This is a genomic window from Paenibacillus ottowii, assembly GCF_050516475.1.
GTDB classification, from domain to species: Bacteria; Bacillota; Bacilli; order Paenibacillales; family Paenibacillaceae; genus Paenibacillus; species Paenibacillus ottowii.
This window is the reverse complement of record NZ_CP191577.1, coordinates 2,454,609-2,480,545: the sequence shown is the minus strand read 5'-3', so window position 1 is coordinate 2,480,545 and position 25,937 is coordinate 2,454,609. Positions and strand designations below refer to the sequence as shown.

Annotated in this window: 19 protein-coding genes; 13 read left to right on the top strand and 6 right to left on the bottom strand. The window is 48.2% G+C overall.

Annotation, left to right across the window (positions count from 1 at the left end; all coding sequences use genetic code 11):
* The first annotated feature begins 85 nt into the window (after positions 1–85).
* The 12 genes from ACQQ6X_RS11805 (at position 86) to ACQQ6X_RS11750 (ending at position 16,408) form a co-directional block, all read left to right on the top strand.
* Positions 86–1,192, top strand: coding sequence for a M24 family metallopeptidase (locus ACQQ6X_RS11805; protein ID WP_305165474.1), 1,107 nt, complete (start codon positions 86–88; stop codon positions 1,190–1,192).
* A 49-nt stretch (positions 1,193–1,241) separates the two neighbouring features.
* Positions 1,242–2,765 carry an Ig domain-containing protein gene (locus tag ACQQ6X_RS11800; protein WP_305165473.1) on the top strand — a complete coding sequence of 508 codons (1,524 nt, stop codon included), beginning with the start codon at positions 1,242–1,244 and terminating at the stop codon, positions 2,763–2,765.
* A gap of 152 nt (positions 2,766–2,917) precedes the next feature.
* Complete coding sequence (locus tag ACQQ6X_RS11795) at positions 2,918–4,126, top strand: NAD(P)/FAD-dependent oxidoreductase (RefSeq protein WP_305165472.1); 1,209 nt, start codon at positions 2,918–2,920, stop codon at positions 4,124–4,126.
* Positions 4,123–5,124: a proline racemase family protein gene (locus ACQQ6X_RS11790; RefSeq protein ID WP_305165471.1), complete on the top strand. Its 1,002-nt coding sequence runs from the start codon at positions 4,123–4,125 to the stop codon at positions 5,122–5,124. The genes ACQQ6X_RS11795 and ACQQ6X_RS11790 overlap by 4 nt, the downstream gene beginning before the upstream one ends.
* A 27-nt stretch (positions 5,125–5,151) precedes the next feature.
* Positions 5,152–6,039: a dihydrodipicolinate synthase family protein gene (locus ACQQ6X_RS11785; RefSeq protein ID WP_305165470.1), complete on the top strand. Its 888-nt coding sequence runs from the start codon at positions 5,152–5,154 to the stop codon at positions 6,037–6,039.
* Positions 6,040–6,054: 15 nt separating this feature from the next.
* The gene (locus tag ACQQ6X_RS11780; protein ID WP_305165469.1) at positions 6,055–7,491 is read left to right on the top strand and encodes an aldehyde dehydrogenase family protein; all 1,437 of its coding nucleotides are present in this window, start codon (positions 6,055–6,057) and stop codon (positions 7,489–7,491) included.
* A complete protein-coding gene (locus ACQQ6X_RS11775; protein ID WP_430493582.1) occupies positions 7,484–7,885 on the top strand; it encodes a (2Fe-2S)-binding protein in 402 nt (133 codons plus the stop codon). Before ACQQ6X_RS11780 ends, ACQQ6X_RS11775 begins: the two co-directional genes overlap by 8 nt.
* The gene (locus tag ACQQ6X_RS11770) at positions 7,882–8,217 is read left to right on the top strand and encodes a (2Fe-2S)-binding protein (protein WP_305165467.1); all 336 of its coding nucleotides are present in this window, start codon (positions 7,882–7,884) and stop codon (positions 8,215–8,217) included. Before ACQQ6X_RS11775 ends, ACQQ6X_RS11770 begins: the two co-directional genes overlap by 4 nt.
* On the top strand, positions 8,214–9,440 hold the full coding sequence (locus ACQQ6X_RS11765; protein ID WP_305165466.1) for an NAD(P)/FAD-dependent oxidoreductase: 1,227 nt from the start codon (positions 8,214–8,216) through the stop codon (positions 9,438–9,440). Before ACQQ6X_RS11770 ends, ACQQ6X_RS11765 begins: the two co-directional genes overlap by 4 nt.
* A gap of 62 nt (positions 9,441–9,502) precedes the next feature.
* Positions 9,503–11,827 (top strand): glycoside hydrolase family 127 protein, encoded by a 2,325-nt coding sequence (locus ACQQ6X_RS11760; RefSeq protein WP_305165465.1) that lies wholly within the window; start codon positions 9,503–9,505, stop codon positions 11,825–11,827.
* A 353-nt stretch (positions 11,828–12,180) separates the two neighbouring features.
* On the top strand, positions 12,181–13,122 hold the full coding sequence (locus tag ACQQ6X_RS11755) for a stalk domain-containing protein (protein WP_305165464.1): 942 nt from the start codon (positions 12,181–12,183) through the stop codon (positions 13,120–13,122).
* Between the two features lie 4 nt (positions 13,123–13,126).
* Positions 13,127–16,408 carry a DUF5704 domain-containing protein gene (locus ACQQ6X_RS11750; protein ID WP_305165463.1) on the top strand — a complete coding sequence of 1,094 codons (3,282 nt, stop codon included), beginning with the start codon at positions 13,127–13,129 and terminating at the stop codon, positions 16,406–16,408.
* Positions 16,409–16,666: 258 nt separating this feature from the next.
* On the opposite strand, the gene ACQQ6X_RS11745 is transcribed toward ACQQ6X_RS11750, so the two are convergent.
* The 5 genes from ACQQ6X_RS11745 to ACQQ6X_RS11725 all read right to left on the bottom strand — a co-directional run bounded on the left by ACQQ6X_RS11745 (position 16,667) and on the right by ACQQ6X_RS11725 (position 21,278).
* On the bottom strand, positions 16,667–17,674 hold the full coding sequence (locus ACQQ6X_RS11745) for a DUF5643 domain-containing protein (protein ID WP_305165462.1): 1,008 nt from the start codon (positions 17,672–17,674) through the stop codon (positions 16,667–16,669).
* Positions 17,675–17,739: 65 nt separating this feature from the next.
* The gene (locus ACQQ6X_RS11740) at positions 17,740–18,714 is read right to left on the bottom strand and encodes a DUF5643 domain-containing protein (RefSeq protein WP_305165461.1); all 975 of its coding nucleotides are present in this window, start codon (positions 18,712–18,714) and stop codon (positions 17,740–17,742) included.
* Positions 18,715–18,873: 159 nt separating this feature from the next.
* Entirely contained in the window at positions 18,874–19,455 is a 582-nt protein-coding gene (locus ACQQ6X_RS11735) for a hypothetical protein (RefSeq protein WP_305165460.1), read from the bottom strand.
* Positions 19,456–19,516: 61 nt separating this feature from the next.
* Entirely contained in the window at positions 19,517–20,722 is a 1,206-nt protein-coding gene (locus ACQQ6X_RS11730; RefSeq protein WP_305165459.1) for a DUF4179 domain-containing protein, read from the bottom strand.
* Positions 20,694–21,278 carry an RNA polymerase sigma factor gene (locus ACQQ6X_RS11725; RefSeq protein WP_305165458.1) on the bottom strand — a complete coding sequence of 195 codons (585 nt, stop codon included), beginning with the start codon at positions 21,276–21,278 and terminating at the stop codon, positions 20,694–20,696. The genes ACQQ6X_RS11730 and ACQQ6X_RS11725 overlap by 29 nt, the downstream gene beginning before the upstream one ends.
* A 367-nt stretch (positions 21,279–21,645) precedes the next feature.
* On the opposite strand from ACQQ6X_RS11725, the gene ACQQ6X_RS11720 reads away from it, so the two are divergent.
* Positions 21,646–24,117, top strand: coding sequence for a rhamnogalacturonan lyase (locus ACQQ6X_RS11720; RefSeq protein WP_305165457.1), 2,472 nt, complete (start codon positions 21,646–21,648; stop codon positions 24,115–24,117).
* A 320-nt stretch (positions 24,118–24,437) separates the two neighbouring features.
* On the opposite strand, the gene ACQQ6X_RS11715 is transcribed toward ACQQ6X_RS11720, so the two are convergent.
* Positions 24,438–25,478: a substrate-binding domain-containing protein gene (locus ACQQ6X_RS11715; protein WP_305165456.1), complete on the bottom strand. Its 1,041-nt coding sequence runs from the start codon at positions 25,476–25,478 to the stop codon at positions 24,438–24,440.
* Positions 25,479–25,937: the final 459 nt, after the last annotated feature.

The window sequence follows — 25,937 nt, the reverse complement described above, 5'->3', positions numbered from 1 at the left end:
ACACTTGAAAAAGGGTAGAAGGAGTAGGGGCAGGGCTTAGGGGCTTGAAAAGAAAAAAATGTGGAACAAGGAGGCGGCTGTAGCTTTGGATAAACCTATCGGTTCAGCAAAACGGTTACAGGGTGTTCCGGGCAGACTGGCTCGGTTACGTTCGGAATTCCCGGCTCTAGGGATAGATGCGCTGCTTATTACACATGGACCCAATCGACGATATATGACCGGATTTACAGGCTCAGCCGGAATCGCGCTCGTTACGAAGGAAGAGGCTTTTCTGATGACAGATTTCCGCTATATAGTCCAGGCAACAGATCAGGCAACAGAATATTCGGTTATTCGGCATGAAGCACAAATCTTCCAGACCGTCGCTGATCTCACAAGTAAGTTGGGCGTTCGTAGACTGGGTATAGAGAGCCGGCATGTCTCACTTCAACAGTCGGGACAGCTTCAAGCTGCACTGGGTTCGTTGGAGTACATGCAAACGGAAGATGTAATTGAACAGCTGCGCGACGTGAAGGACGAAGAAGAAATTCGCACCATTCGTGAAGCTGCGCGCATTACCGATGTCGCTTTTACGGAAGTCCTGAATTTTATTCAGCCTGGAGTTACAGAGCGGCGGATTGCGGCGGAACTGGAATATCAGCTTCGGCTTGCAGGCGCGGAGTCAGGCGGTTTTTCGTTCATTGTCGCTTCGGGTGAGCGCTCGGCGCTGCCCCATGGCTTGGCCAGCGACAAGGAAATTGGTCAGAACGAGTTTGTCACGATGGATTTTGGTGCAAATGTGCGTGGTTATCTGTCTGATATTACGCGTACCGTATTCGTCGGCAATCCGTCAGAACGGCATGAGGAATTGTATGCCATTGTACTGGAAGCAAATATGAAGACGATTGCAGGACTTCGCCCCGGCATCAGCGGTCGGGAGGGAGACCGTCTGGGACGGGATGTAATTGTCTCCTATGGCTATGGTGAGCAGTTTGGTCACGGATTGGGCCACGGCTTTGGCTTGGAGATTCATGAGCAGGTACGATTGTCCCGTGAGAGTACATCGGTGCTTGTACCAGGGCATGTCCTTACCGTGGAGCCGGGGATTTATATTCCAGGCTTCGGCGGAGTTCGGATTGAGGACGATGTGCTGATCACAGATGACGGTGCCAATGTGCTGACTTCCTCGCCCAAGGAGCTGCTTTTGTTGTAAAGCTATCGATAGTTTACAAGTCAACCCCAAACAGATATGGAGGGATCAAATGAACACGCATAAAAGGAAAACCAAAGTATGGCTGACCACGCTGGCCACTTCGCTCATTGTGGCTTTGACACCCGTTCTTTCGGGTCAGCAGGCGTATGCCGAGGCAGAGTCGGATGTAAAAGTCATCGACATCTTTAGCCGGACGGTGAACGATTATGGTATCGATCTGGTCGATTGGCAAGGGTATCTGGCGAACCCATATGTGAAGCTCAAAGTGAAGCCGCCTGCAAATGCCGCTTTTCCGTTAACCGTTACGTTAAAAGCGCAAGGCACGTCCCGACTGATGATGGATTTGCCAAGTACGTTGTCGGCACAAGGAGCAAGCAAAACGCTGACCTTTGCCAATGCGCAGGAAGAAAAGGATTTCCGGCTGGCCATCCATCCTGACCGGATTGGAGGAAACGGTGAAATAGAGAACTATACACTGTTTATGTCCGTTGCCGAAAATAACGGTCATACAACCACTCAGTCCATTCCGATTCGTGTGCTGGATCAGGATGATAATGAAGAACCCACAATTCCCCTCCATTTTGATTACAGATTCGATACGATCAAGCCTTATTTTAATGACGCGGCTACCAAAAAGGCCGCAGAACTGGCGGTGAAAGACTGGTTCTATTTGTTTGATCTGAAACCGTTTGATGAGGTGCCTGCCAACGCGGAAGTAAACCATCTGCCAGGAGATGATTGGCAAAATGAAATACAAGTGACGAATGACAAACCCTACAAAGGCATGTGGATATTTATGAGAGGGCTAAACGGGCCGTACTCTACGGGTTTTCCGGCAGCTAACGGCAACTACCATACACGTAACGGTGTGACCGTTCCGGGGAACTTAAACCGTTCCTATAGTCTGATTCTAGATTTCTATGATGATGCCATTCCATTTACATCGGTGGACGATGAAGAATGGTATCAATCCGATCTGTCCAAAGTGACGGATGTGCACGGGCTGATCATGCACGAATTCGGTCATGCAATTGTGTTCAGCGATACGTTCCCAGGCGTCAAGGCGCTGAAGGAAGCGGCTGGCAATGACCCGGATATTTTGGCTTATCAGCACAGACCAGCTGCATTGGACGACAGCTATCATCTCTCTGGAGAGCTTGCAGAGGTCGATAGATTGAGCGGACAAAATGGAGGCTGGCGCCATCTATTCCCGACCCGGCGCTGGATGAACACGAAGCTTTCGCTACTTGTAGCAGAAAAAGCCGGCTGGCCGCTGCGCAAGGACCTCACTCCTTTCCTGGCGCCAGAAATCTTGACGAAGAAACTGCCGACACCCGTCAAAGGGAAAGCGTACACAGCCAAGCTGGAAGCCAAGGGAGGCGTACCATTCTACGATTGGACGGTGACAGGCGGTCAACTGCCCGCAGGCTTTACACTGGACCGCTTTACGGGAACGATTAGTGGAAAAGCAGATAGCGGAACAGCCAACAAGACGTATACGTTCACTGTACAGCTGCGGGATTATGACGAGTTGAGCAAGTCTGTGACACAAAGCTTTACGCTCAAGCTATAATGAGTGCCACTAGACGCGGCTATCCTGAATGTCTTGACTGAATTTGGATGGGGCTGAATTACCATAACACAACTTGCCAAAATAGAGCATTGGAGCAAGCCATCTGACGGTTTTTGCATTCAGATTGTAACGGTTGAAGGGAGGGGAAACGAATGAAACACGATGCAGCGGACCTCGTCATTGTAGGCGGCGGAATCATCGGTACAGCCATCGCTTATTATGCGGCTAAATCCGGCATGAAGGTCGTGCTGGCTGAGCGAGGGGAGATTGCTGGAGGCACTTCGTCGCGTTGTGATGGAAATATACTGGCAATCGATAAAGAGCCCGGGTTTGACAGTCGGATGTCGCTGCTATCGCAGAAGCTAGTGGCAGAGCTGGCTATAGAACTGGAAAATGAATTTGAGTATCGTGCGCCTGGAAGTATTTTGGTCTGTGAAAATGACCAGGAGATGCAGGCCGCAGAGCAATGGGTCACCCGCCAGCAGCAGGAAGGGCTTCCGTTTCGCATGCTGGATCAGCAGGATTTGCGAGAGGAATGGCCGTATCTAGCCAAAGATTTGCCGGGCGGACTGGAGTGTGCGACAGATTCGACTGTAAATCCGGTGCAGATGACGTATGCACTGGCCGGGGCCGCGCGTCAGAGGGGGGCCAGATTATTGTCGCGTATGCCGATACAGTCGGTTCTCAAGGATGAAAGGGGGAACGCCTGCGGAGTGGAGACGCCAAATGGTGTGATCCATGCTGATGCAGTAGTGCTCGCCACAGGGGTATGGACACGCAGCATCGGTCATTCGCTAGGTTTGGACCTTCCGATTATACCGCGCAAAGGACATATACTGGTGTCTGCCCGAATGCCTTCGATTGGAAAGCGCAAGGTGATGGAGTTCGGTTATCTGATGAGCAAGTTCGGGGGGCAGCGGAGTGTAGATGAGGTTTATGAAAGATACGGTGTTGCGCTGGTATTCGAGCCCACCGCATCACAGAACATTCTAATTGGCAGCAGCCGTCAGTTTGTCGGTATGGATACAGGTGTTGATCAACAGGTGATTCGCCTAATCGCCCGCAGAGCCATCCGCTTCTTTCCTGCCTTGGCCAATGTGCCGCTGTTGAGAGCGTATACCGGGTTGCGTCCATGGACCCCTGATCATTTGCCCATTATATCCGCAGTGGATGAAGTGCCGGGGCTATTTATCGCCTCAGGCCATGAAGGAGATGGTATTAGCCTGGCGGCGGTTACGGGTAAGCTGGTGACCGAGATGGTACGTGGCGAACCCACTTGTATTCCAGTAGAGCCTCTGCGTTATGACCGATTTGAAGAGGCTTTTACCAGCCACGAGGCTCACGGGGAGGTAACAGGATGAGTGTAGCGGGCAGAATTACTACGATTGATACCCATACGGGAGGCAATCCGACGCGGACGGTCGTCCACGGAGCACCTCAACTGGTAGGTCAGACGATGCTGGAAAAGATGACTTATATGGCAACGCATCATGATGATTTTCGTCGTCTGCTAATGTTTGAGCCGCGTGGTCATGAGGTGATGTCAGGCTGCATTTTAACAGAACCTTGTCATCCTAATGCTGATATTGGCGTGGTCTTTATAGAAACAGGCGGCTATTTGCCGATGTGTGGTCACGATACAATTGGCGTCTGCACGGCACTGATGGAAGGCGGACTGATTGCTGCGGATAAAAAGTCTATCTTGCTGGACACTCCGGCAGGTCCGGTCCAAGCACAGCTGGATGTAGATGAGGGCAAGGTGAGACAAGTAACGTTCACAAACATCCCTTCCTTTGTATACCACCGTGAGGTGGAGGTTCAGGTAGAGGGCATCGGTCGAGTTACCCTGGATATTGCCTATGGAGGCAACTTTTACGGCATTATAGAGGCGGCGTCCATCGGTCTTGTGCTGGATCAGAGCAATGGAGCAAAAATTGTACAAACAGCGGTGCAGATTCGGGAGGCAGTGAATGCAGTTGTTGAGGTAGTACATCCTGAAAATCCGGTTATTCAAGGATTGACGCATATTGAATTTTACGGGGAACCCGTAGCCTCGCAGGCTGATTGTCGCAATGTTGTCGTCATTCCGCCAGGGGGTATCGATCGCTCGCCTTGTGGCACAGGAACCTCGGCCAAGGTAGCGGTGCTGCATGCCAAGGGAAAGCTGGGCTTGCACGAGGTGTTTGTACATGAAAGCATCACAGGCTCCATGTTTCGGGCTGAGATTGTGGGTGAGACGCAGGTAGGTTCTTATCCGGCAGTGATTCCGCAAATTACAGGTTCGGCATGGGTGACAGGACATCATCAATTTGTACTGGACCCTGAGGACCCGCTGAGAGAAGGGTTTTTGCTTAAATAATAAAAATGGGAAAGGGTAGGTGAGCATATGGCACGTTTTGCAGGTGTATATGTGGCCTTGGTTACACCGTTCACGGCAGAGCTGGAGGTAGACCATAGGCGTCTGACCGAGCTGTGCGAGCATCTGATTGCAAGCGGCATTAGCGGACTGGTACCTACAGGCTCGCTGGGAGAGTATGCTGCTTTATCGCCAGAGGAACGGTCGCAAGTGGTGCATACGGTCATTGACGCTGCGGCGGGACATGTTCCTGTTGTAGTCGGATCGGCCGCTCCATCCACTAAACAGGCGGTACATTGGGTGCAGCATGCCAAGGATGCCGGAGCAGCGGGTGTCATGGCGCTGCCGCCCATTAATTACAATCCACTGCCCCATGAGGTAACGGCTCATTATGAAGCATTGTCGCAGGTGGGGCTGCCGATCATTGCGTATAACAACCCCCATGATTATAAGGTTGACCTGACCCCGGATATTCTTGCGGACTTGTCACAAATTGAGAATATTGTGGCAGTCAAGGAATTTTCCGGTGATGTACGGCGTATTCACGCTATTTTGAACCAGACAGAGCTGGAGGTCATGGTCGGAGTAGATAATCTGGCGATGGAGGGAGCATTGTTTGGCGCGACAGGCTGGATTTCGGGGGTACCTAATGCGTTACCAAAAGAAGGAGTAGAGCTGTTCCGGCTTGCGCAGGCGGGAAAATTGGCGGAAGCGGCCGCGTTATACCGTAGGCTATTGCCGCTGTTCCACTATGATGCCAGTCCGCAATTGGTGCAGTCCATCAAATATATGATGGAGCTGGCTGGATTTCCGGTCGGTCCGACACGTCCACCCAGACTTGCTTTGCCGCAGGCGGAATATGACCGGATTCGCGAAGCTTTTGAGGTGGCGGTTCGTCCGAGCGGGGTTTCATCTTGAATGGGGGTGAAGACGATGGAGAGCCGAAATTGGATTGGCGGTGAGTGGCTGAGTCCCTCTGGAGAAGTCATGGTAGTTTGTAATCCTTCGGCTTTGAAGGAGGAGGTGGGAGTTGTCCACTTTTCCAGTAAGGAGGATATTATACAAGCCGGGGAAGCGGCACGACTGGCGCAAGCAGGATGGGCAGCATTAAGTCCGGCAGCACGGGGAGCTTATTTGTTCAAAGCGGCCGGATTACTGGAGACAGCCGTACCTGAAGTGGCTGAGCTGGCCAGCCGGGAAATGGGCAAGCCAATTACCGAAATGCGCGGAGAGGTGATGCGAGGTGTTCACCTGCTCCGATACTATGCAGCAGAGGGTGTACGTTCCATTGGTACAGTCATTCCTTCGAATGAGCCGGGAGTGCTCCAATACACGAAGCGCATTCCGCTGGGGGTAACGGCTGTCATAACACCCTGGAATTTCCCGGTAGCGATTCCGTTGTGGAAAATTGCCCCTGCACTCTTGTGTGGCAATACGGTCATCTGGAAGCCAGCTGAACATGCTTCATTAACGGCAGTACGGATTGCTGAGCTATTCGAGGCGGTGCAGCTTCCGCCTGGCGTACTGAATCTCGTTATTGGGCAGGGGAACCGTATTGGCGATGCCCTGCTGGAGCATCCAGCGCTGGAGGCGGTCAGCTTCACAGGCTCTACCGCTACAGGTTTGGGCATTGCCGAACGGTGTGCACGTCGGAATATTAAATACCAGACCGAGATGGGCGGTAAAAATGCCGCTGTGGTGCTGAAGGACGCGGATGTGTCGCAGGCGGTGGCGATGATTGTCAGCGGCGCCTATCGATCAGCCGGGCAGAAATGCACGGCCACCAGCCGGGTGATTGTGGAACGATCTGTCTATGAGACGTTCACGGAAGCTTTAAGCCAAGCGGTGAGAAAAATCCAGATCGCCCCAGCGCTTGACCCCGGTGCGTATCTTGGACCTGTGGCATCGAAAAGTCAGTATGAGAAGGTCATGTCCTATGTAGCGCTGGCCCGCCGGGAAGCCGACATTTTGGCGGAAGGTGGAGCCGCCGCCGGGACAGATAACGGTTATTATGTGCGTCCCCTACTGGTGGATGGACTAGATTCGTCCCATCCCTTGATTCAAGAGGAGGTTTTTGGCCCAGTCACCAGTGTCATACAGGCGGACGACTTTGAGGATGCGATTCGGCTGTGCAATGATTCTATTTACGGGCTAAGCGCTTCTCTATTTACCCGCGATTTACGGCTTGCTCATCGGTTTTTGGATAACGCGGATGCGGGAATGGTGCGGGTCAATCAAGAAACAGCTGGTGTTGAATATCAGGCTCCGTTCGGTGGTCTGAAGCAGTCAAGCTCACATACCCGGGAACAGGGTAAGGCGGCGCTGGATTTTTATTCAGCGATTAAAACCTGTGCGATCAGCTATGAGTAAGCGAATGGCGAGGCGAAGTGAGACGGTAGGGACAGAAGTGCAGGGAGTACAGGGAGAAGAGACTCAGCATCCAGTCAATCAGTATACTGCATCTCCAGATGTGCAATCAAAAACTTTTGCAGCGTCAGGCCATGTGCTTGTATGTCGCTGTGAAGAAGTGAGTATTGCACAGATGGAGCAGGCTTGTCGCATGGGCGTGGACACCGTGCGCCAGCTTAAAATGGCTACGCGGGTGACCATGGGAGCATGCCAGGGCAGGGTATGTCGACAATTGGTAGAATCATGGTTTTACAATCAGGTTCCTGCCGCCCGCCGGGAGGCGGAACTGTTATCACAAAGACCACCGGTGCGTCCTGTGACGTTTGGTCAGCTGGCAGCGGGGGGTTCCCTATGAGCCGTGCACGTATTGTAAATCATCCCATTTTGGGATGCAAACCTGAGCGGCGGCAGGTATCTTTCATGTTTGACGGTCGTCCCATGCAGGGATTGGCTGGAGAACCGTTAGCGGCAGCGCTGCTCGCCAGCGGTGTCCGTTTATTGAGAAGGCATGAGGAATCCGGTACAGCCAGGGGCGTATACTGTGCCATTGGGCATTGTAACGAATGCCGTCTGACGGTTCATCCGTTTGGTACGGTTCGTTCCTGCCTGACCAAGCTGGAAGAAGGTATGGTGGTGGAAACCGGACGGCAGTTTTCGAATGAAATCACAGGGAGAATTGTGACATGAATACAATGGCACATCTCATCGTCATTGGCGCAGGTCCGGCAGGACTATCCGCAGCGGCATCGGCTGCTGAACAAGGATTGCCAGTCACGGTATTGGATGAGTTTACTGAGCCGGGTGGACGTATGCCCGGGCAATATCATGAGGAAGGCAGTCAAGGCTGGTGGATCGGAAAGCACGTTTCGGATAAGCTAATCACCCGTTGTGAGGAGCTTGGGGTGGACATTCGCTGCGGCGTGTCCGTACATGGCATGGAATATACAACAACGTGGGAAATCTCCACTTCCTGTGGATTGTTCACTGCCGAGTACGTATTGCTGGCGACTGGAGCTGCTGAAATTCCCGTTCCGCTGGACGGCTGGACGCTGCCGGGTGTAATGTCCATCGGGGCTGCGCAGGTGCTGACTAACGTTCATTATGTCAAGCCGGGAGAGCGCGGCATCATCGTAGGCATGAACGTATTGTCTATGGCGATTGCCCGCGAGCTGTCCGTCGCCGGAGTGAAGGTGGCGGCGATTACACTGCCGTGCGCGAGTCCGCTGGCTGGTGCAGCGGCAGATCGGACAGCCTCAGCGAAACTGCTGCTTCAGCTGTCGGGGCTGGCCCCGACTGCCTGGATGCGCGCCGGCGGCAAGCTGGCAGCGACGATGCGGATGGAGAAATTCATCGCGCGCTGCTATCCCCACAGAGGCTTCCGTCTGTGGGATATACCGATCCGTTTGCGGACAGCAGTGAAGTCCGTCAACGGACAGGACCGGGTCGAATCCGTGACCTTGGTTCACGTTAAACCGGACGGCACGCCGATTGCCGGCAGCGAGCGCGTCGAACCCGCCGACTTCGTGGCGCTGAGCGGCGGCTTGTATCCGCTCGCCGAACTGGCGGCGGTAGCCGGATGCAAATTCGTGTACAGCCCTGAACTGGGCGGGCATGTTCCACTACATGGTGAGCGAATGGAAACCTCGCTCAAAGGGCTGTACGTTGCCGGCAACATTACCGGCATCGAAAGCGGGCTGGTCGCCATGGCTCAAGGGCGATTGGCAGCCGCTTCTATGATCCATGCCGCCGGACTTAGCGGCGCAGGCGGGGAACAACGGGTTCAGGAGGCGATCCGTGAGGTTCATGTTGCACGGAAACATGCGCTGATTCAGTTTCATCCTGGCATTACAGAAGCGAGAACACAGCTGTACCAGCAGTGGGAGCACATCTCTTCTGGCAGCGGCGCGTAACGGCTCGTGAGGTTGGATATACGTTTTTTATCCCAAATTCGCCTTAAAGGGAGGAACGGAAGATGACTCTTAAAGCAAAGGCCCATATGAAAGCGAGGCCGTTCGCATTAAACGAGGTGGTATTGGCTGAAGGTCCATTTAAGCAGGCGATGGAGCTGAACCGATCTTATCTGTTGGAGCTTCAGCCTGATCGTCTGCTGGCGCGGTATCGGGAATATGCCGGGCTTGCACCCAAAGCGCCTCAATATGAAGGCTGGGAAGCGATGACTATTTCCGGTCATACCCTGGGACATTATTTGTCCGCTTGCTCTATGATGTTTGCATCAACGGGCGATGAGCGTTTTAAGGAGATTGCACATTACATTACGGATGAACTGGATGTTTGCCAAGCGGCGCATGGTAACGGATATGTATCCGGTATTCCCGGTGGGAAGGAACTTTTTGAGGAGGTATCTGCCGGAAATATTCGTTCGAAGGGTTTTGACCTGAACGGTGCCTGGGCTCCTTTGTATACATTACACAAATTATTCGCTGGGCTGCGTGATGCATATCATTTGACAGGCTGTGACAAAGCAATAGATGTAGAACGCAAACTGGCGGACTGGCTCGAAGGAATTTTGAAGCCGATGAGCGATGATCAATTACAGCAGATGATGTTCTGCGAATACGGAGGCATGAATGAGGTATTGGCGGATTTGTATGCGGATACCGGGGAAGAGCGTTACTTGCAGCTGGCTGAGTGCTTCTGGCACAAGCTGGTGCTGGACCCGCTTAGCTCACAGGAGGATTGTTTACAGGGTATTCACGCCAATACACAGATACCGAAGCTGATCGGGCTTGCCAAGGAATATGAGCTCACGAATGACACGAAACGCCGGAAAACAGTGGAATTTTTTTGGGAGCGAGTGGTGAATCACCATTCGTATGTCATTGGCGGCAATAGCTTTGGAGAATATTTTGGCGCGCCGGATGGTTTGAATGATCGCATCGGACCGCATACGACGGAGACGTGCAACACCTATAACATGCTCAAGCTGACTAACCATCTGTTCCAGTGGAATGTTTCTGCCAAGGAAGCGGACTTTTATGAGCGGGGGCTATTCAATCATATTTTAGCTTCGCAGGACCCGGTTCACGGGGGCGTTACGTATTTTCTGTCGCTGGCTATGGGCGGACACAAGCATTTTGAAAGTAAATTTGATGATTTTACGTGCTGTGTGGGCACAGGGATGGAAAACCATGCGAGCTACGGTAGTGGCATATATTTTCATGATCACGACAAGCTGTATGTCAATCAGTTCATAGCTTCCACGCTGGAATGGAAGGATACAGGTGTTACGCTAAAACAAACTACGTCCTATCCGGACACAGATCATACCACGCTGGAAATTCAATGCGATCAACCTGCACCATTTACACTGCTCATCCGCTATCCTTATTGGGCTGAAAAAGGGATCACTATCTGTGTAAACGGTAAGGAACAGCCGATTGCATCGGAACCGGGTAGCTTTGTCTCTATCGCTAGAACCTGGCTTGACGGTGATGTTGTAGAGGTGACAATTCCGATGTCGCTCAGACTGGAGCAGATGCCAGATAATCCGGATCGGGCGGCTGTCATGTATGGACCGTTGGTGCTGGCAGGCGATCTGGGCCCCTTAGAAGATCCTAAAGCCAAAGAGTTCCTGTATACCCCGGTATTCATTCCTCCAACAGAAGAACTGGAACATTGGATACAGCCTGTGGAGGGCACAACGAATACATTCCGTACCTTGAATACAGGACATCCCCGAGATGTGGAACTATCTCCTCTGTATAAAATGCATGACCGTACGTATTCGGTCTATTGGGACATTTTTACGAAGGAAGCGTGGCAGGAGGCGGAAAGGGAATATATAGCAGCACGTGAAAAGCTGGCAATTCTGGAGCAGTGCACGATTGACTTTGCCCAACCCGGAGAAATGCAGCCGGAACGGGATCATAACTTCCAGGGAGATGCCTCGACCCGCACCGGATATGTGAATAACCGACCTTACCGGAATGCGGGAATTGACGGCTGGTTCTCGTTTGATTTGAAGACAGACCCGGTTGCTCCGATGCTGCTGGTGATCACCTACACGGCTACGCTGGAAATGCCCAACTGTAATTTTGATATTTTGATTAACGATCATCTGCTTGAACATTTTAGTGAAGGCTTTGATGAGGCTGACAAGTTTTACAACGTGAATGCCGCTATCCCAGCTGCATATCTGGAAGGTAAGGATAAAGCTACAGTGACCTTCAAAGCCAAGCCAGGACAGCGCATCCGCAGATTGTTTGGGCTGAGGATGGTCAACAAGGATGTGTATGAGCAGCTATATCAAGCTGGAAGTCCAGGTGTGCGTGAATGATCTTTTCTTTTGAGCTGTTTCGTGAGAAAAAGTAACGTTTGATTTTTAGGTAGTAATGATTTATGATGTAAGAAATATTGGATGATGCTGGAACAATCCATAGGATATAAACTGATATATTCATAGTTTTCGCGCGTGAAGCACACGGGCTGTTTCTTCCTTATAGGGGAGAGGCAGCCCTTTTTTGTTGCTATATTAGTCACTTTTCTTATAGATTTTGTAATTGGTAAACCCTATAATATATAAGTTGTATCCAGTATTTTCCGAAAGTGGGGATGCGATAAGTTTATGAGTTATGAGATTAGGGATGATATACATAGTTTGAAAGTTAAGTAGACAAAGGGGATCGAGAGATGCGTATGAAAAAATGGATATTGAGCTTGACCGCTGTCACATTACTATGGGCCAGTGCAACGATTCCAACGACAGAGGCGGCGAGCAATCCCAAACCGATTGAAGTCTTATTAAATGGGAAAAAAATACAGTTTCCAGATGCTAAACCTTTTCAGGATGGTAATGATTATGTCATGGTTCCAATCCGGTTTGTATCCGAGGCATTGGGAGCTAAGGTGGGTTGGGAGAAAACCGGCAGCCAGTTAGCCGTGTCGATTAAAAATGATGCACATGCCGTTAACATGACAGTGGGGCAAAATACCGCTACTGTGGATGGGCAGACCAAAATATACGAGACGAAAATTATTTTGAAGCAAAACCGTACTTTTGTGCCGCTGCGGCTAGTGAGTGAAGGTTTGGGACAGACGGTGGAGTGGGATAAGATCAGCCGCTGGGTCTGGATTGGGAAGAAGGAAATTGCTGCGCTGGAGGACAAGGGGCTTCAGGCGGTGAGTATTGAGCCGTATAAAAAGGCGATTGCTACTGTACCGAACCTCATTAACGATATTACAGGTAAACCATATGATAAAGTAGTACTATTTAAACAGTCTGACTTGCCTGTTAAGTTACTGCATGATATTTACTCTGTTGAACCCTACACGTCTCCAAAAGGTGTGCCCTATCTGAAAATTAGAGTAAAGACCACCTCCACTGCAGGGAGTATCTTCTTCCTGACCAAGGGCAAGGATACACGCCTTCGTTCTCCATTGAGAGAGATTACACAAGATAATGGAGACGGGACAAAGATGATATACTACCCAATTTATTCGTCTGATGATGAACTCTTTCAAGGCATAAAAAACTATAAATCCTTCAAACTGCAAGACATAGAATACATTGCATTTGACCTTGCATCAACGGAATATATCCCAATGATGATCAACCCGTGGCAGGATAACTAGGCCGATGAGCAAAGTAAAACAAATTCTGGCCGTATTACTGGTGGGGGTACTTCTCTTGTTGCAACTCCCACCTTTTTCTTTTCCCACCGACAAGGCGGCAGCCGATACAGAGATCACACCGCTATCCTATTTTGCTGATGGGAATGATCGCTACTTTGTAGGCATGATGTATTTTGACATGTGGAAGAATACCGCTGGGAATTGGGTCACTGATGGCGGGAAGCAGCCTGACAAAGACATGCAGGGCAAAGCTAAGTTCACCTACAAATTTATTTTTCCAGGTCGTAAAATCAAGAAGGTAACAGCTCGCTTGTATACAGCCGAAGACTATGTGAGTCATGGTGAATATTTTCTTAAGTCCCGTGCTGATAATTATATGGATTATGCACGTGCCATGAGTAAAGGAACAGATAATGAGAAGGACATTCATCCTTTTCAAGAACAGGGGATTGGAACGGATACCACCATTATTCCGATAACTGTAAATATAAGATTGAATGCAATGGTTCGAGCTGAAAATATCAAGGAACAGAGCTGCCCTACCTGTGCCAAAGAAGTAGAGGCATACCGCATTTACCAGCCCATTCTATTCAAAATTGAACTGGAGAGCGCACTCATCGTCAAGCATTTTACAACTGACGGAAAGTCTCTTAACAACGTATTTACACCATTAGAAGACGAGCTAAAACCTAACCAACTATATGATTTTACCCCGCCGACCAACCCCAGATATGAATATGTGGGTTACAAGAAAAGCACGACAGGTAAACCGCCTAGTGGAGATATTTTGCCGGGGATTGTACCTGGGTTTACCTATGACGGTTCTTTTGAGCAGTTTACCGCTTATTTATATTACAAAGAAGCTCAGGGCTGTCCGAAGCCTGGAGAAAGCCAAGAGGGAGTGTCCTCAGATTGCCAGGATAATGAACAGCCAACGAAAGGCGTTGTCTGCTCTCGTCCAGTCCCTGGGTTGCGCTTGGAAACTGCTGAACTCGACCCGTCAGTATCTGCCGTGATCAAAGCGGACCAGCGTGGTCGGGAACGATTTGACGTATCCAAAGGTATTCCTACCTCTGAAAGCCTGTATGGTCATGTGCAAACCAAGAGATACCTTTTTCAACATAAGTTTGTGAACATGACGGGCCAATGTACATATACGGTGAATGTAAAACGAGAATACCGGTTGAGCTGGCGGCCTAAGAAAAAATCTCGGCGGAATGAGACGGTGAAGCGAACTTATACTTACCAAATCGTCCGCTCATACTCCTATTGGAAGATAGACAATTTGGAGGTATATGGCATCAAGGAGGCTGCGCTCCGAAACTATGCGTTACCCAATGAAGCCATCACCCTGCGTCCGCAATCCTATACGCCCCCATCCTATATTGCAGCGACCCAGGGCAACTTTTATCCCCCTCCTGCACCAGGTACAGTGGATGGCGGCAGTCGCAGCAAAAACGGCGGCAGCAGCAAGCCGAGTGTACCCGATGACAGCAGTGAGCTGAAATCCAAGGCAGAGGAGGCCGTTAAGGAAATAGAGGTGGAAAACGATACTCTGACCTTTGAGAACAAGACCATTATGAATCCGGTGCGCGTCAAGGTAAATGGCCCTAAACCGGGTGTTATTCCCTCTTCCGGAGCAGTTGGGCCGGATGTGCTGTACAGTCCGGATCATGTGATTGATAAGCACAAGATTAATAAATCCAATACGCCCAGTAGCGGTGACATCACTTACGCTGTTCTTAAAGGGAATATCAATGGAGGTGCTGATAAAACGTTTCCGATCCAGGGAATCAATACAGTGACTGTCCATACTCCCGTAGTGAATCTGTCTAGTGTATCAGATGATGCTGCTCATAATCAGAAAACTCGACCTACGAAGGGGCGATCTGCGCTTATTTTGGAGCGTCCTTTCCGGGTAACGATTTCGACAGCAGGTCCGCATTTGAATATTCCTGGCTACGGTGATCGGGAGTATGCCAAATATGTACGAACCAAGCAGGTGCGCTTTCCGTTCGATGTGTATGACAAAGGGAAGACGCATTTTTATCCGCGAGATACTTGGATCGGCATTCCGGTGCTGCAGCTGGATACTGACTTTTATTTGCCCGTATGGGTCGATGAAGGCAATTATACAGTCGAGTTCCGCACCATTGCCGAAAATGCACCGGATGGATTCACTGAACAGCGCCATGCCAACAAGGATATTGCCCATCATGTTGCTAATGATGTGGTGAATATTGAGGTCATCGGACGAATGTATGATTTTCATATCACGGATATTGCAGATTACCATTGGGAGCGGGTATTTCGGCAGCGAAAAGGAAGTCCCGTGCATATCGGCTTGTCCTATTGGACAGGACTTGGCAATATTGACGGGCTGCCCAGAGGAAACCCGGAGCCTTTCACATTGCCCATTCGCCCTGGCAGTCACCCACATGAAGGTTACGCAAATGTGGCGGTCAAGACAGGCTATCATTTCAAGTTTGATCTCAAAACCAAGGGCAATATGTTCAGCGCCGAGGATGGAATTCGCATTATCCCGTCATTCTATTGGGTGAGCAAAGATGGGCGACAACGGGAAGAGGTGGATCTGTATACTCATTCCAGCAGCCGAAAATTTATCCGTCTGGGATCAGCGGAGGATCGGGAGAAGCGATATGTTATTTTGAATGAACGGCTGCGCAATGTCCCCGTGGAGGAAATGCAGGATACAGCAGCCTACCGATATCAACATGAACTGAGTGAGGAAGAGCGGAGTCAATTAACGCTGGAACGTTATATAACGCTGTATGCCCAGCGTATTACACGCAGCAAGACCTGGATTGGACGCTATGACTGGCTGGTGCTACCCGCGGCTGTACGTACCTTGATCGGTCCCAAGACAGACCTGCCGAATGGGGTTGATGCCGATCGTGCGAATGCGGCGATTCAGCGCTGGTACGGCGAATATAGTCTGCCTGCCGATGTGTATGCCGTCACCAAAGGGACGGATTTACGTAGTGAAAGCCGTAGGCAGGAGCTAAACGAGCATACAGATATATTCAAGAAGACGGGCTTTATTGTCGTTCGTTTTAATTTGGAGTCACTCCGTCAGGGGGATATCGAGCATCCACATTTGCAATATATTAATGGCCCACTACTGAACCAATGGCAACTGGAGGGATATCGCAGAGAGATAAAAGACCCGTACGGACACGCCTTTCATTTACAGGACGGAGATGTCATGTTTTATCATGCAGACCAGTCGAGTCGGGACGATTTTAGTTCATTTGTTCCTCACTAATTGGGGTTTAACCTTAACTTATCTCAACCGATGTGTACAAGTTTGACAAGCTCCTGTCAGAGCGTTCGATCGGTTTTCAGCTTTTTTCCCGATATTACTGGTGTAGTTGCAATGTGAGCGGATAATTGGAGCCACTTCGGCACTTGTATAACCAGTAGAATCAGTGAAGTAAGCAGGGGAAGGAATGGCTTAAAGTAAAATAAACAAAACGAGCAAGCCTGGATTCTCATTCAGGCTTGCTCGCTTTTTGCATGGATGTTATTGGGCTGGCACGGGAATGGTCATTTCGAGTTCCTTAATGTATGTTTTATCTCCGGTTTTAAATTTCCCGTCAGCCCCTTTGCCTTGACCGACAATACTCCAATCAGAGGGGTCAACTGTAAATGTATACGGTTTGATCGTCACATATTGGGGTTTGCTGCCTATAGCACTGTACAGCTCGTCAGTGTGATACTTTGTTCTAGGCTTTTTGTTTAAGAAGCCGACTTTCTGCTGTTGTAGCATTTTTCCCTGATCATCTACAATGTCATAATACATCATGGATGGAGCGTACTTTCCTGTCTGCTTGGAAGATGCAGGCACTTGACCTTCGCTATCCAGCACCAGCCGGGTTGTACGGGAGGCAATATCGAGCTGTTTGACTGTATAACTGAAATCCCCGCTCTTTTGGGTTTTATTCGGCTTGATACTCACCATATTACCGTCCTTTTTAACAGGGACTTTAAACTCAAAAGGCTTGCTGATTCGGGTAACCCCTACCTGGATAGTCATTTCAAAATCGTCTGGAAGTGCATCCAACTGATTGTATTCAGCTTCTACGGTGTTCTTTTGAGTTACTTTGTCTCCAAACATGGAGTGGCTGCTTTTCAATTTGTTCCCGTCTATCAGAACCTCGGGGGTCTTGAGATAGCCCTTCTTCTGATCTTTCTCAGGAACCATGCGTTTTTTGATTTTTTCATTAGTCTCTTTGGGATCTATTGGAAAATATGGGCTGATAACTTGTTCGGGTAAATTTTTGCCTTCCCGTTCGATCGAAAAGGACAGCCGCGTGCCATCATAGAACACATCGCCAAGCTTCAGTGTAACCCCGTCCTGCGTCAGGCTTAGATTGGAAGAGGCGGTTTTTACAGCTGCTTCGGCACTGGCGGCTGCTGCAATGGGGGAGATGAATTTTGGCATCGCTGCCCCTGATCCCAATATCGCGAAAGCCGATGTTGTAAGTAATACCCGTTTTAGAAATGTGGATTTTAAGTTTGTTTGTTGCATTAGACATTCTCTCCTCTCGAAAGCTTAAGATTTTTAAATTCATGTAATGAATAATAAATTTGTGATCAGTCATTCAGGGGAATCTTCATTTCGAGTTCCTTGATGTAAGTCTTACTGTCAGCCCCCTGGCTGACAGGTTTCCAATTTGAGGAATTGACTGTAAATGTATACGGTCTGATCGTCACATATTGGGGTTTGCTGCCTATAGCACTGTACAGTTCATCAATATGGTACTTTGTTTTAGGCTTGCTGTAGAAGAAGCCGGCTTTTCGTTGTTGTAGCGTTTTTCCCTGGTCATCTACGATGTCATAATACATCATGGATGGAGCGAATTTTCCTGTTTGTTTGGTAGACGCAGGCACTTGACCTTCACTATCCAGCACTAGACGGGTCGTATGAGAGGTAATATCAAGCTGTTTGACTGTGTAACTGAATGATCCGCTCTTTTGGGTTTTATTTGGCTTGACACTCACCATATTGCCGTCTTTTTTAACAGGGACTTTAAATTCAAAAGGTTTGCTGATTCTGGTAACCCCTACTTGGACGGTCATTTCAAATTCATCTGGGAGCGAACCTAACTGGTTGTATTCGGCTTGTACTGTGTTCTTTTTGGATACTTTATCTCCGAACGAGCCAAAGCCTTTAAATGCCTTCCCATCGATCAAAATTTCAGGTCTCTTGATATAGCCCTTCTTTTGATCTTTTTCAGGAACCATATACTTCTTGAGGCTTTCACTTGCCTTTGCATCCATTGGAATATACAGGCTCACGACTCCTTCAGGCAAATTTTTGCCTTCCCGTTCGATGGAAAAGGACAGCCGCGTGCCATCATAGAACACATCGCCAAGCTTCAGTGTAACCCCGTCCTGTGTCAGGCTCAGATTGGAAGAAGCGGTTTTGGCAGCTGCTTCAGCACTGGCTACTGCTGCAATGGGGGAGATGAATTTTGGCATTGCTGCCCCTGATCCCAATATCGCGAAGGCCGATGTTGTAAGTAATACCCGTTTTAGAAATGTTGATTTTGAGTTTGCCTGTTGCACTCTAAAATTATCTCCTCTCTGAAAGCTGTAATATTTAATCCTTACCATTGGATAATCCGGCGACTTTGCCTTGTCTCATCCGTCTGTATAACACTCCTGGTGTTGTACAGGAGAGCAATTGCGTAAGCTCTCCCATTGACCAGCACTCACGCATGATTCTCAGGAACCTTTGTTGACTTTTTTGACAGGGACCTTGAATTCAAAAGGTTTGCTGATTCCGGTAACGCCTACCTGGATGGTCATATTAAAGCTGTCTGGAAGTGAATCCAGCTTACTGTAGAGAGCTTCTACCGTGTTTTTTTCGGAAATTTTATCCCCAAACATGCCAAGGCTTTTCAGTTTGTTCCCGTCTATCAGAACCTCAGGGAATATTTTGATATAGCCCTTTTTCTGATCTTTTTCAGGAACCATATATTTCTTGAGGCTTGGATTGCTTAGGTTTTGGGCATTTATTTCAACATACGGGCTTAGGACTTCCTTAGGCAAATTTTTGCCTTCCCGTTCGATGGAGTAGGTCAGGCTTTTGCCATCATAAGACACATCGCCGAGTTTCAGTGTAACCCCGTTTTGCGTCAGGCTCATCTTAGAAGAAGCGGCTTGTGCGGGTTTCGTGTTACTAGCGGCTGCTGCAATGGGGGAGATAAATTTTGGTATCGCTGCCCCTGATCCCAATATCGCGAAAGCCGATGTTGTAAGTAATACTCGTTTTAGAAATGTAAATTTAAAGTTTGTCGGTTGCATTAGATATACGCCCTTTCATAAACGCTTGTGATGTGAAATTCCTGTATTAAATCATTTGTAATTAATTATTCAGGGGAATCTTCATTTCAAGTTCCTTGATATACGTTTTGTCGCCTTTCTTTACTTCGTTGCCATGCTCATCATTCACTTCGCCAACGATGCTCCAGTCGGCAGGCTTGACGGTCAAGGTGAACGGCTTAATCGTGACGTATTTCGTACCCGGCTTAAGAGCATCATACAGCTCATCCACATGGTATTCTGTCCTAGGCTTGCTGTGGAAATAACCGAATTGGCGCTGCTTAAGCATGTTGCCCTGATCATCTACAATGTCGTAATACATCATTGTTGGCGCATACTCTCCCGTTTGCTCCGGAGAAGCAGGTACTTCACCTTTACTGTCCAGCACCAGACGAGTTGTTGCTGAGGTGGATTTCAGCTCCTTCACGGTATAGCTGAAGCTGCCGCTGTTTTTTGTTTCATTCGGCTTGACAGTAATCATGGTGTTGTCTATTTTCACCGGAACCTTGAATTCATAGGGTTCATCAACACCCGTCATCGAAGTTCTGATTGTCAACTCAAACTCGTCCGGCAGGGAGTCCAACTGCGTGAACTCCCCTATGACTGAATTCATTTTTTTTGGATCATCACCATACAATTTTAGGTGAGAGTCTATATTTTTTCCATTAATCAATACTTCGGGGAAGTATTTAAAGTATCCCTTAAGCTGATCCTTCTCAGGCACTTTATGCTTCTTTAACCATTCCTTATCGCTACTTTCAGTTTTGACACCTGTAGGCAGATAGGGACTCACAGAGCCTTCCGGCATATTCTCGCCTTGACGCTCAATGGAGAAGGACAGGCGTGTACCGTCGTACAGCACATCACTCAAGGTCAGTGTAATCCCGTCATGAGACACAGTTTCATTAGGATGAGTGAGGATACCCTTATCTACAGCAGTCTGAATTTCATCTGCACTCAAACCATAAAAAATAGTGCCAATTCCGGGAATCTGCTTGAGTGTGGCCGCCATCGTGGGTGATACAAACCCGGCGCCTACTACTCCAGCCCCTAATATGCCAACTACGGATGCCGCCAGGACAGCACGTTTTGCAAATTTCGATTTCGTCGTCTTTGTTTGCATGGATCTTTCTCCGATCTTTTTCATAATTTGATCACTCATACTGCCTCTAGGCATGACTGATTCATTGATCCAATTTTCCAATTGGTCCATTTCGCGCTCATAAGGTGGTGTTGGATGTTTGTCCATTAACAAGTCCTCCTTTGCTTCTCTGGTCCAGCAGCTTGCGCCGAAGCCGCTCGTATTTTTTACGGATGGTTGCTGACTTTAAACCCATGATGTTGCTAATCTCCTCAAAGCTGTATTGCTCAACAGCTTTCAGTAGCAAAATATGACGCTCTTCCGGTGTAAGATAAGTCAGCAGTTCTTCAATGACAGTTTTATGAGGGGATACCTGAGCGATTGGCTCTTGTTCCTTGACCTGCTGAACCAGTTTGAGCCAGCGGCTGTGTTTCCTTTTGATGTTCATTAAGTGATGATAGGCCATCTTGTATAGCCATGCCGAGAAGCTGGTCTGTTTACTGTATTGATGAAGATTCTCATAAGCTCTGATGAAAATGTCCTGAACAGCGTCCTCTGTGGCTTCATGATTCTTCAAAATATAGAAGCAGTAGGTGTACATCTGCCGCTCGAATTGTCGAATAATGATTTCATAAGCCTGCTGTTCACCAGCCTTGACGCGCTCTACGGCCAGCTCAATCTGGCTGTATTTATCCTTTGTATCCCCGGGGATGGTTGCCTGCAAGAGCTCACCTCCTTGTATTTATGTCTATATAACAATCGCAACGGGTCGTTTTGTGACATCATTTTTGTGAAACCTTGATAGGTATGTATGTTTTGATCACAGCTCGTCCATTTTATCATCTTATGATATTCAGATATGCTCACTTCAACTAATATAGTTGGTTCACGAAATGGACCGTTAGTAGTGGGCTAATGGGATATTTTAATTGAAACGAACAACAACACGGATTTGTGTAGAGAAATACACGGATATTTAAACGCGTTTGGAGGAACGGCAAAACTATAATAATAAGGAATTTAAATTATGTAAGCGCAATCATTTTGGGTATTTGCTTGTCATCACAATACAATTGAGGAGGACGAATTGGATGGCTCAAAGGAAAGGCGCATGGCGAAAGGGAACCTTGACCGCCGCGTTGGCAGCGATGCTGGCGATGACAGGCACGACTGGAGGAGTGGCTGCGGAAGACTTGTCCGAACCCACGCTGCAGGCAGAATTATCAATCGCTGTAGAACAGAACCGTAGCGGCAGCATTCAGCTGGAAAAACTGGATCGCGGACTGGTAGCTGCTGCCACGCAAGAGGGTGTATTTTTAAGCTGGCGGTTATTGGCTCAAGAAGTGAATGGCTACAGTTCAACGGGGCTGACAGGAGCCGACTTTAACGTATACCGTGACGGCAAGAAAATCGCGACGGTGACGAACAGCACCAATTATCTGGATAAGGAAGGAAACCGAAATGCGGTGTACAGAGTCGCTTCAGTCGTTAACGGGAAAGAAAAGGATCGCAGTGCCAAAGTGAAGCCATGGCAGCAGGGTTATTATGAGCTTCCGCTGCAAAAGCCTGCTGATGGCGTAACACCTGCAGGTGAATCCTATACTTATTCGGCCAACGATATGAGTGTGGGGGATGTGGACGGAGACGGACAATATGAGTTTTTTGTTAAATGGGACCCTTCCAACTCCAAAGATGTATCTCAGAAAGGGTATACCGGAAATACGTATGTCGATGCATATACGTTCGAGGGCAAGCTGCTGTATCGGATTGACCTCGGTGTGAATATTCGCTCAGGTGCGCATTATACGCAGATGATGGTGTATGATTTTGACGGCGACGGCAAAGCCGAACTGATGTTCAAGACGGCTCCTGGAACCAAAACGATTACTTTTGACAAAAAGGGCAAGCCCAAAAAAGAAAAATATATTACCCTGCCCCGTGAAGATCGCAAAGCTGGAATTACACATAAGGATGATTATCGCTTGAGCCGCACGGATTATTATGAGCATGTAGTGAACATGTTCATGAACTGGACGAAGCATGAAGAAGTGGTTAAGGGGCAGTGGCCTGCTACGCTGGAGGAGTGCTTTGGCATTGCTCCAAAGTATAGCTACCCGTTATCCCGAAAGGATGCGGAAAGCCTGACGGATTACTTTATGGATGTGTATGCTCCTGCGCGGAGCGACAAAAACAAGCTGAGAGAATTTGAAGGCTTCATTGTAGATGGACCAGAGTATTTGACCATTTTCAATGGAAAAACGGGCACTGAGCTGGAGACGATTCGCTATGAGCCAGAGCGCCACGACGATGGTCTTATGTGGGGAGATTATGCCATGGCCCGGATTGAACCCGCTAATCGTGTAGATCGTTTTCTGGCAGGGGTAGCATACCTGGATGGACGTAAACCATACGCCGTATTTGCACGCGGCTATTATACTCGCTCCACCTTGGCTACTTACACGTGGGATGGTCGTCATCTCCAAAAACATTGGATGGTGGATAGTGGTTGGGCACCGATGACCAATCCGTTTAATGATAGCCCGCACGGACGGGATGGAACGGACCCGAAATTCGGCACCTTGACTACACAAGGAGCGCATTCGCTGAGTGTCGCAGACGTGGATGGAGACGGCAAAGACGAAATTGTATATGGCTCCGCCACGATCGACCATGATGGCAGCCTGTTATACAGCTCATTTGATGTTATGCCTCCTGAAAGCGCAATTCCAGGCCAAACCGCCAGATTAGGGCACGGTGACGCACTGCATGTGACGGATATTGACCCTGATCGGCCGGGAAAAGAAATCTTTATGGTGCATGAAGGCGGCACCTATGCCCCATATGGTTATTCGTTGCGGGATGCCAAAACGGGCAAAGTCATCTACGGTGGATATTCCGGTAAGGATACAGGCCGGGGGATGGTCGGTGACATAGACCCGGATCAGCGAGGACTGGAGACTTGGGCCATAGGCTTGTGGACCGCTGCCGGCAAACCATTGGATACCAAGATGCCGGGTACCAATATGAGTATCAAATGGGCTGCCGATATGACCACACAAATCGTGAACGGAGCGATCGACGTAACCCCAACCATTGAAGATTGGAAACGAGGCACGCTATTAACCGCATCAGGCACCAAAACGAACAATTATACCAAGGGAACGCCATCGTTGGTCGCTGACATTTTCGGAGATTGGCGTGAGGAAATGCTTGTCCGTACAGCGGATAGCTCGGCGATTCGTATCTATTTGAGCACCGAGCCTACAACGCATAAATTGTATACGTTGATGCATGACCCGCAGTATCGTGCGGATGTGGCGCGTCAAAATACTGGCTATAATCAGCCGTCCTACACGAGCTTTTACTTTGCTTCCGATATGGATTGGGCGAACGTGCCCATTCCCAAGCTCTATACACCAAAAGCCTTGATGAATGAAGAGAGCAGTGACGAAGCGGATGAGGTAGAGGCAGCGGAGGTAGATGAAAAAGAAGTGGATGAAACAAAAATTGATGGAGCGGAGGTAGAAGCAAAGAAAATAGAGGAAGAGCCAGCAGTCCTGTAGTTCCAACAGAGGGTCTATAAATGACTAGCTGAAGATTAAGACTTTATTTCTGCGTAAATTAGTTCATGGACTTAGAAAAATGGCAAGCCTCTGATGATTTAGAGGTTTGCCATTTTGTATTCTTAAAGTTTGAGAGTATAGACTATTCGATCTATGGTCGGCGTTTCTGGTTTTAGAACATTTCTAAAATAGCAAATTTGCTGGAAGCAGCGGAGAGGACGGCCACTAAGCTATTCAATAATAAAATCTGGATACAACAGCGATTGGAACAACGTTCCGCTCGCGGAGTGCCGATAGAACACCTCTATTACACTCACCATCTAGCTCAATGTCGGAGTCGATTCTCTAAAAATTGGCTCTGTCCTGATATGCGTAATCTGATAAGGTCTGGAAGGATCTTTGACCCGAGCCAATAGCATCTCAGCCGCCGTAACACCCATTTCGTTGTTGTAGATATGCACGGTGGATAAATGAGGCTCTACAATTCGGGATTCAGGAGCGTTATCAAACCCAAACACGGCAATATCCTCAGGAATTTTCATGTTTTTATTTTTGAGCGCTTTCATGACACTGACGGCGATAAAATCATTGGCACACACGAACGCAGACGGAAGCACGCTCATGCCCTCCAATTGTTTATCCATCCAATCCGATTCGGAGAAATAATTTCGGTCCTGATCAATAATGCAGCTAGATAAATCCACACTTAGACCTGCTTCGATTAAAGCACGGTTATATCCCACCCACCGCTCGTTGAAGCTTTTGCAATGTTTATAATCCCCGACAAAACCGATCCGCGTCAAACCACGATCAATCAGGCTTTTGGTAACAGAATAAACGCTATGTTCATTTTCCATCAACAATAAATCCGCTTTCAAATCAGGGTAAAAAATGTCCACCGAGCAATCAATAAAGATTGTGGGCAGTCCCAAACTCGTAATGAGCTCACTATACTGTGGATCAAACATTTCAATACAAATGATTCCATCAACCTTGGAGGCTTCAAAATTATTGGGAAGTGTCCCCGCTTGGGTTTCATTTTCCCGCACAATATGAATCGACAAATTATATCCTTCTGCACTTATTCTTTTTTCCAGCCCACTGATCAGAAAGGAGCCAAAATGCGAGCTGTTCGGCAGATTGCATGTAAACAGGGCAATGTTACCTTGGTTTTTAGGGATGATGCTGTCTGTTTCCACATAGGCAAATTGCTTATATTTGAGTTCGATCGCTTTTTTAATGACCTTGTTCCGAGTATCAACCGGAATGCTGTCACTACCGTTAATCGCTTTGGATGCGGTATTTCGGGAGATTCCCAAAGCGTCAGCAATGTCTTGAATGGTGACTTTTTCTTTCTTCATAGACAGGTTCCACCTTCACTTAATAAATGGATTGCCTGAGAGGTACAGTTGCCTCTGCCAGCTCTCCGTTCAGACCTAAATTGTATCCTAAATGTATAATAGTTCGCATAAAATAGCAATGTTAACTTTACAAATGCACAAATTATTTTTACATTTATATAATTATTTTATGACTTGTATTTGCTTTATCGAATTGAAAGTTCAACTTCAAAGTTATCTTCTAACCAGCAGAGGAACAAATGCACATAGGAAATATAAAATCTGAGTAATACCAGCTATATAAAACAATTATTGTTCATGAGCAACTTTAAAAATTCAGAATGTAGGATTGGATTGTATTATTTAAGGTTACAAAATCGAATTTTATCGAAAAATATTTTGGTCAAATGTAAATAATTTGTTTTACAAAAGTTATTGACGATGATAATTTGATTTGGTAAATTGAAGATGAAAATTGTA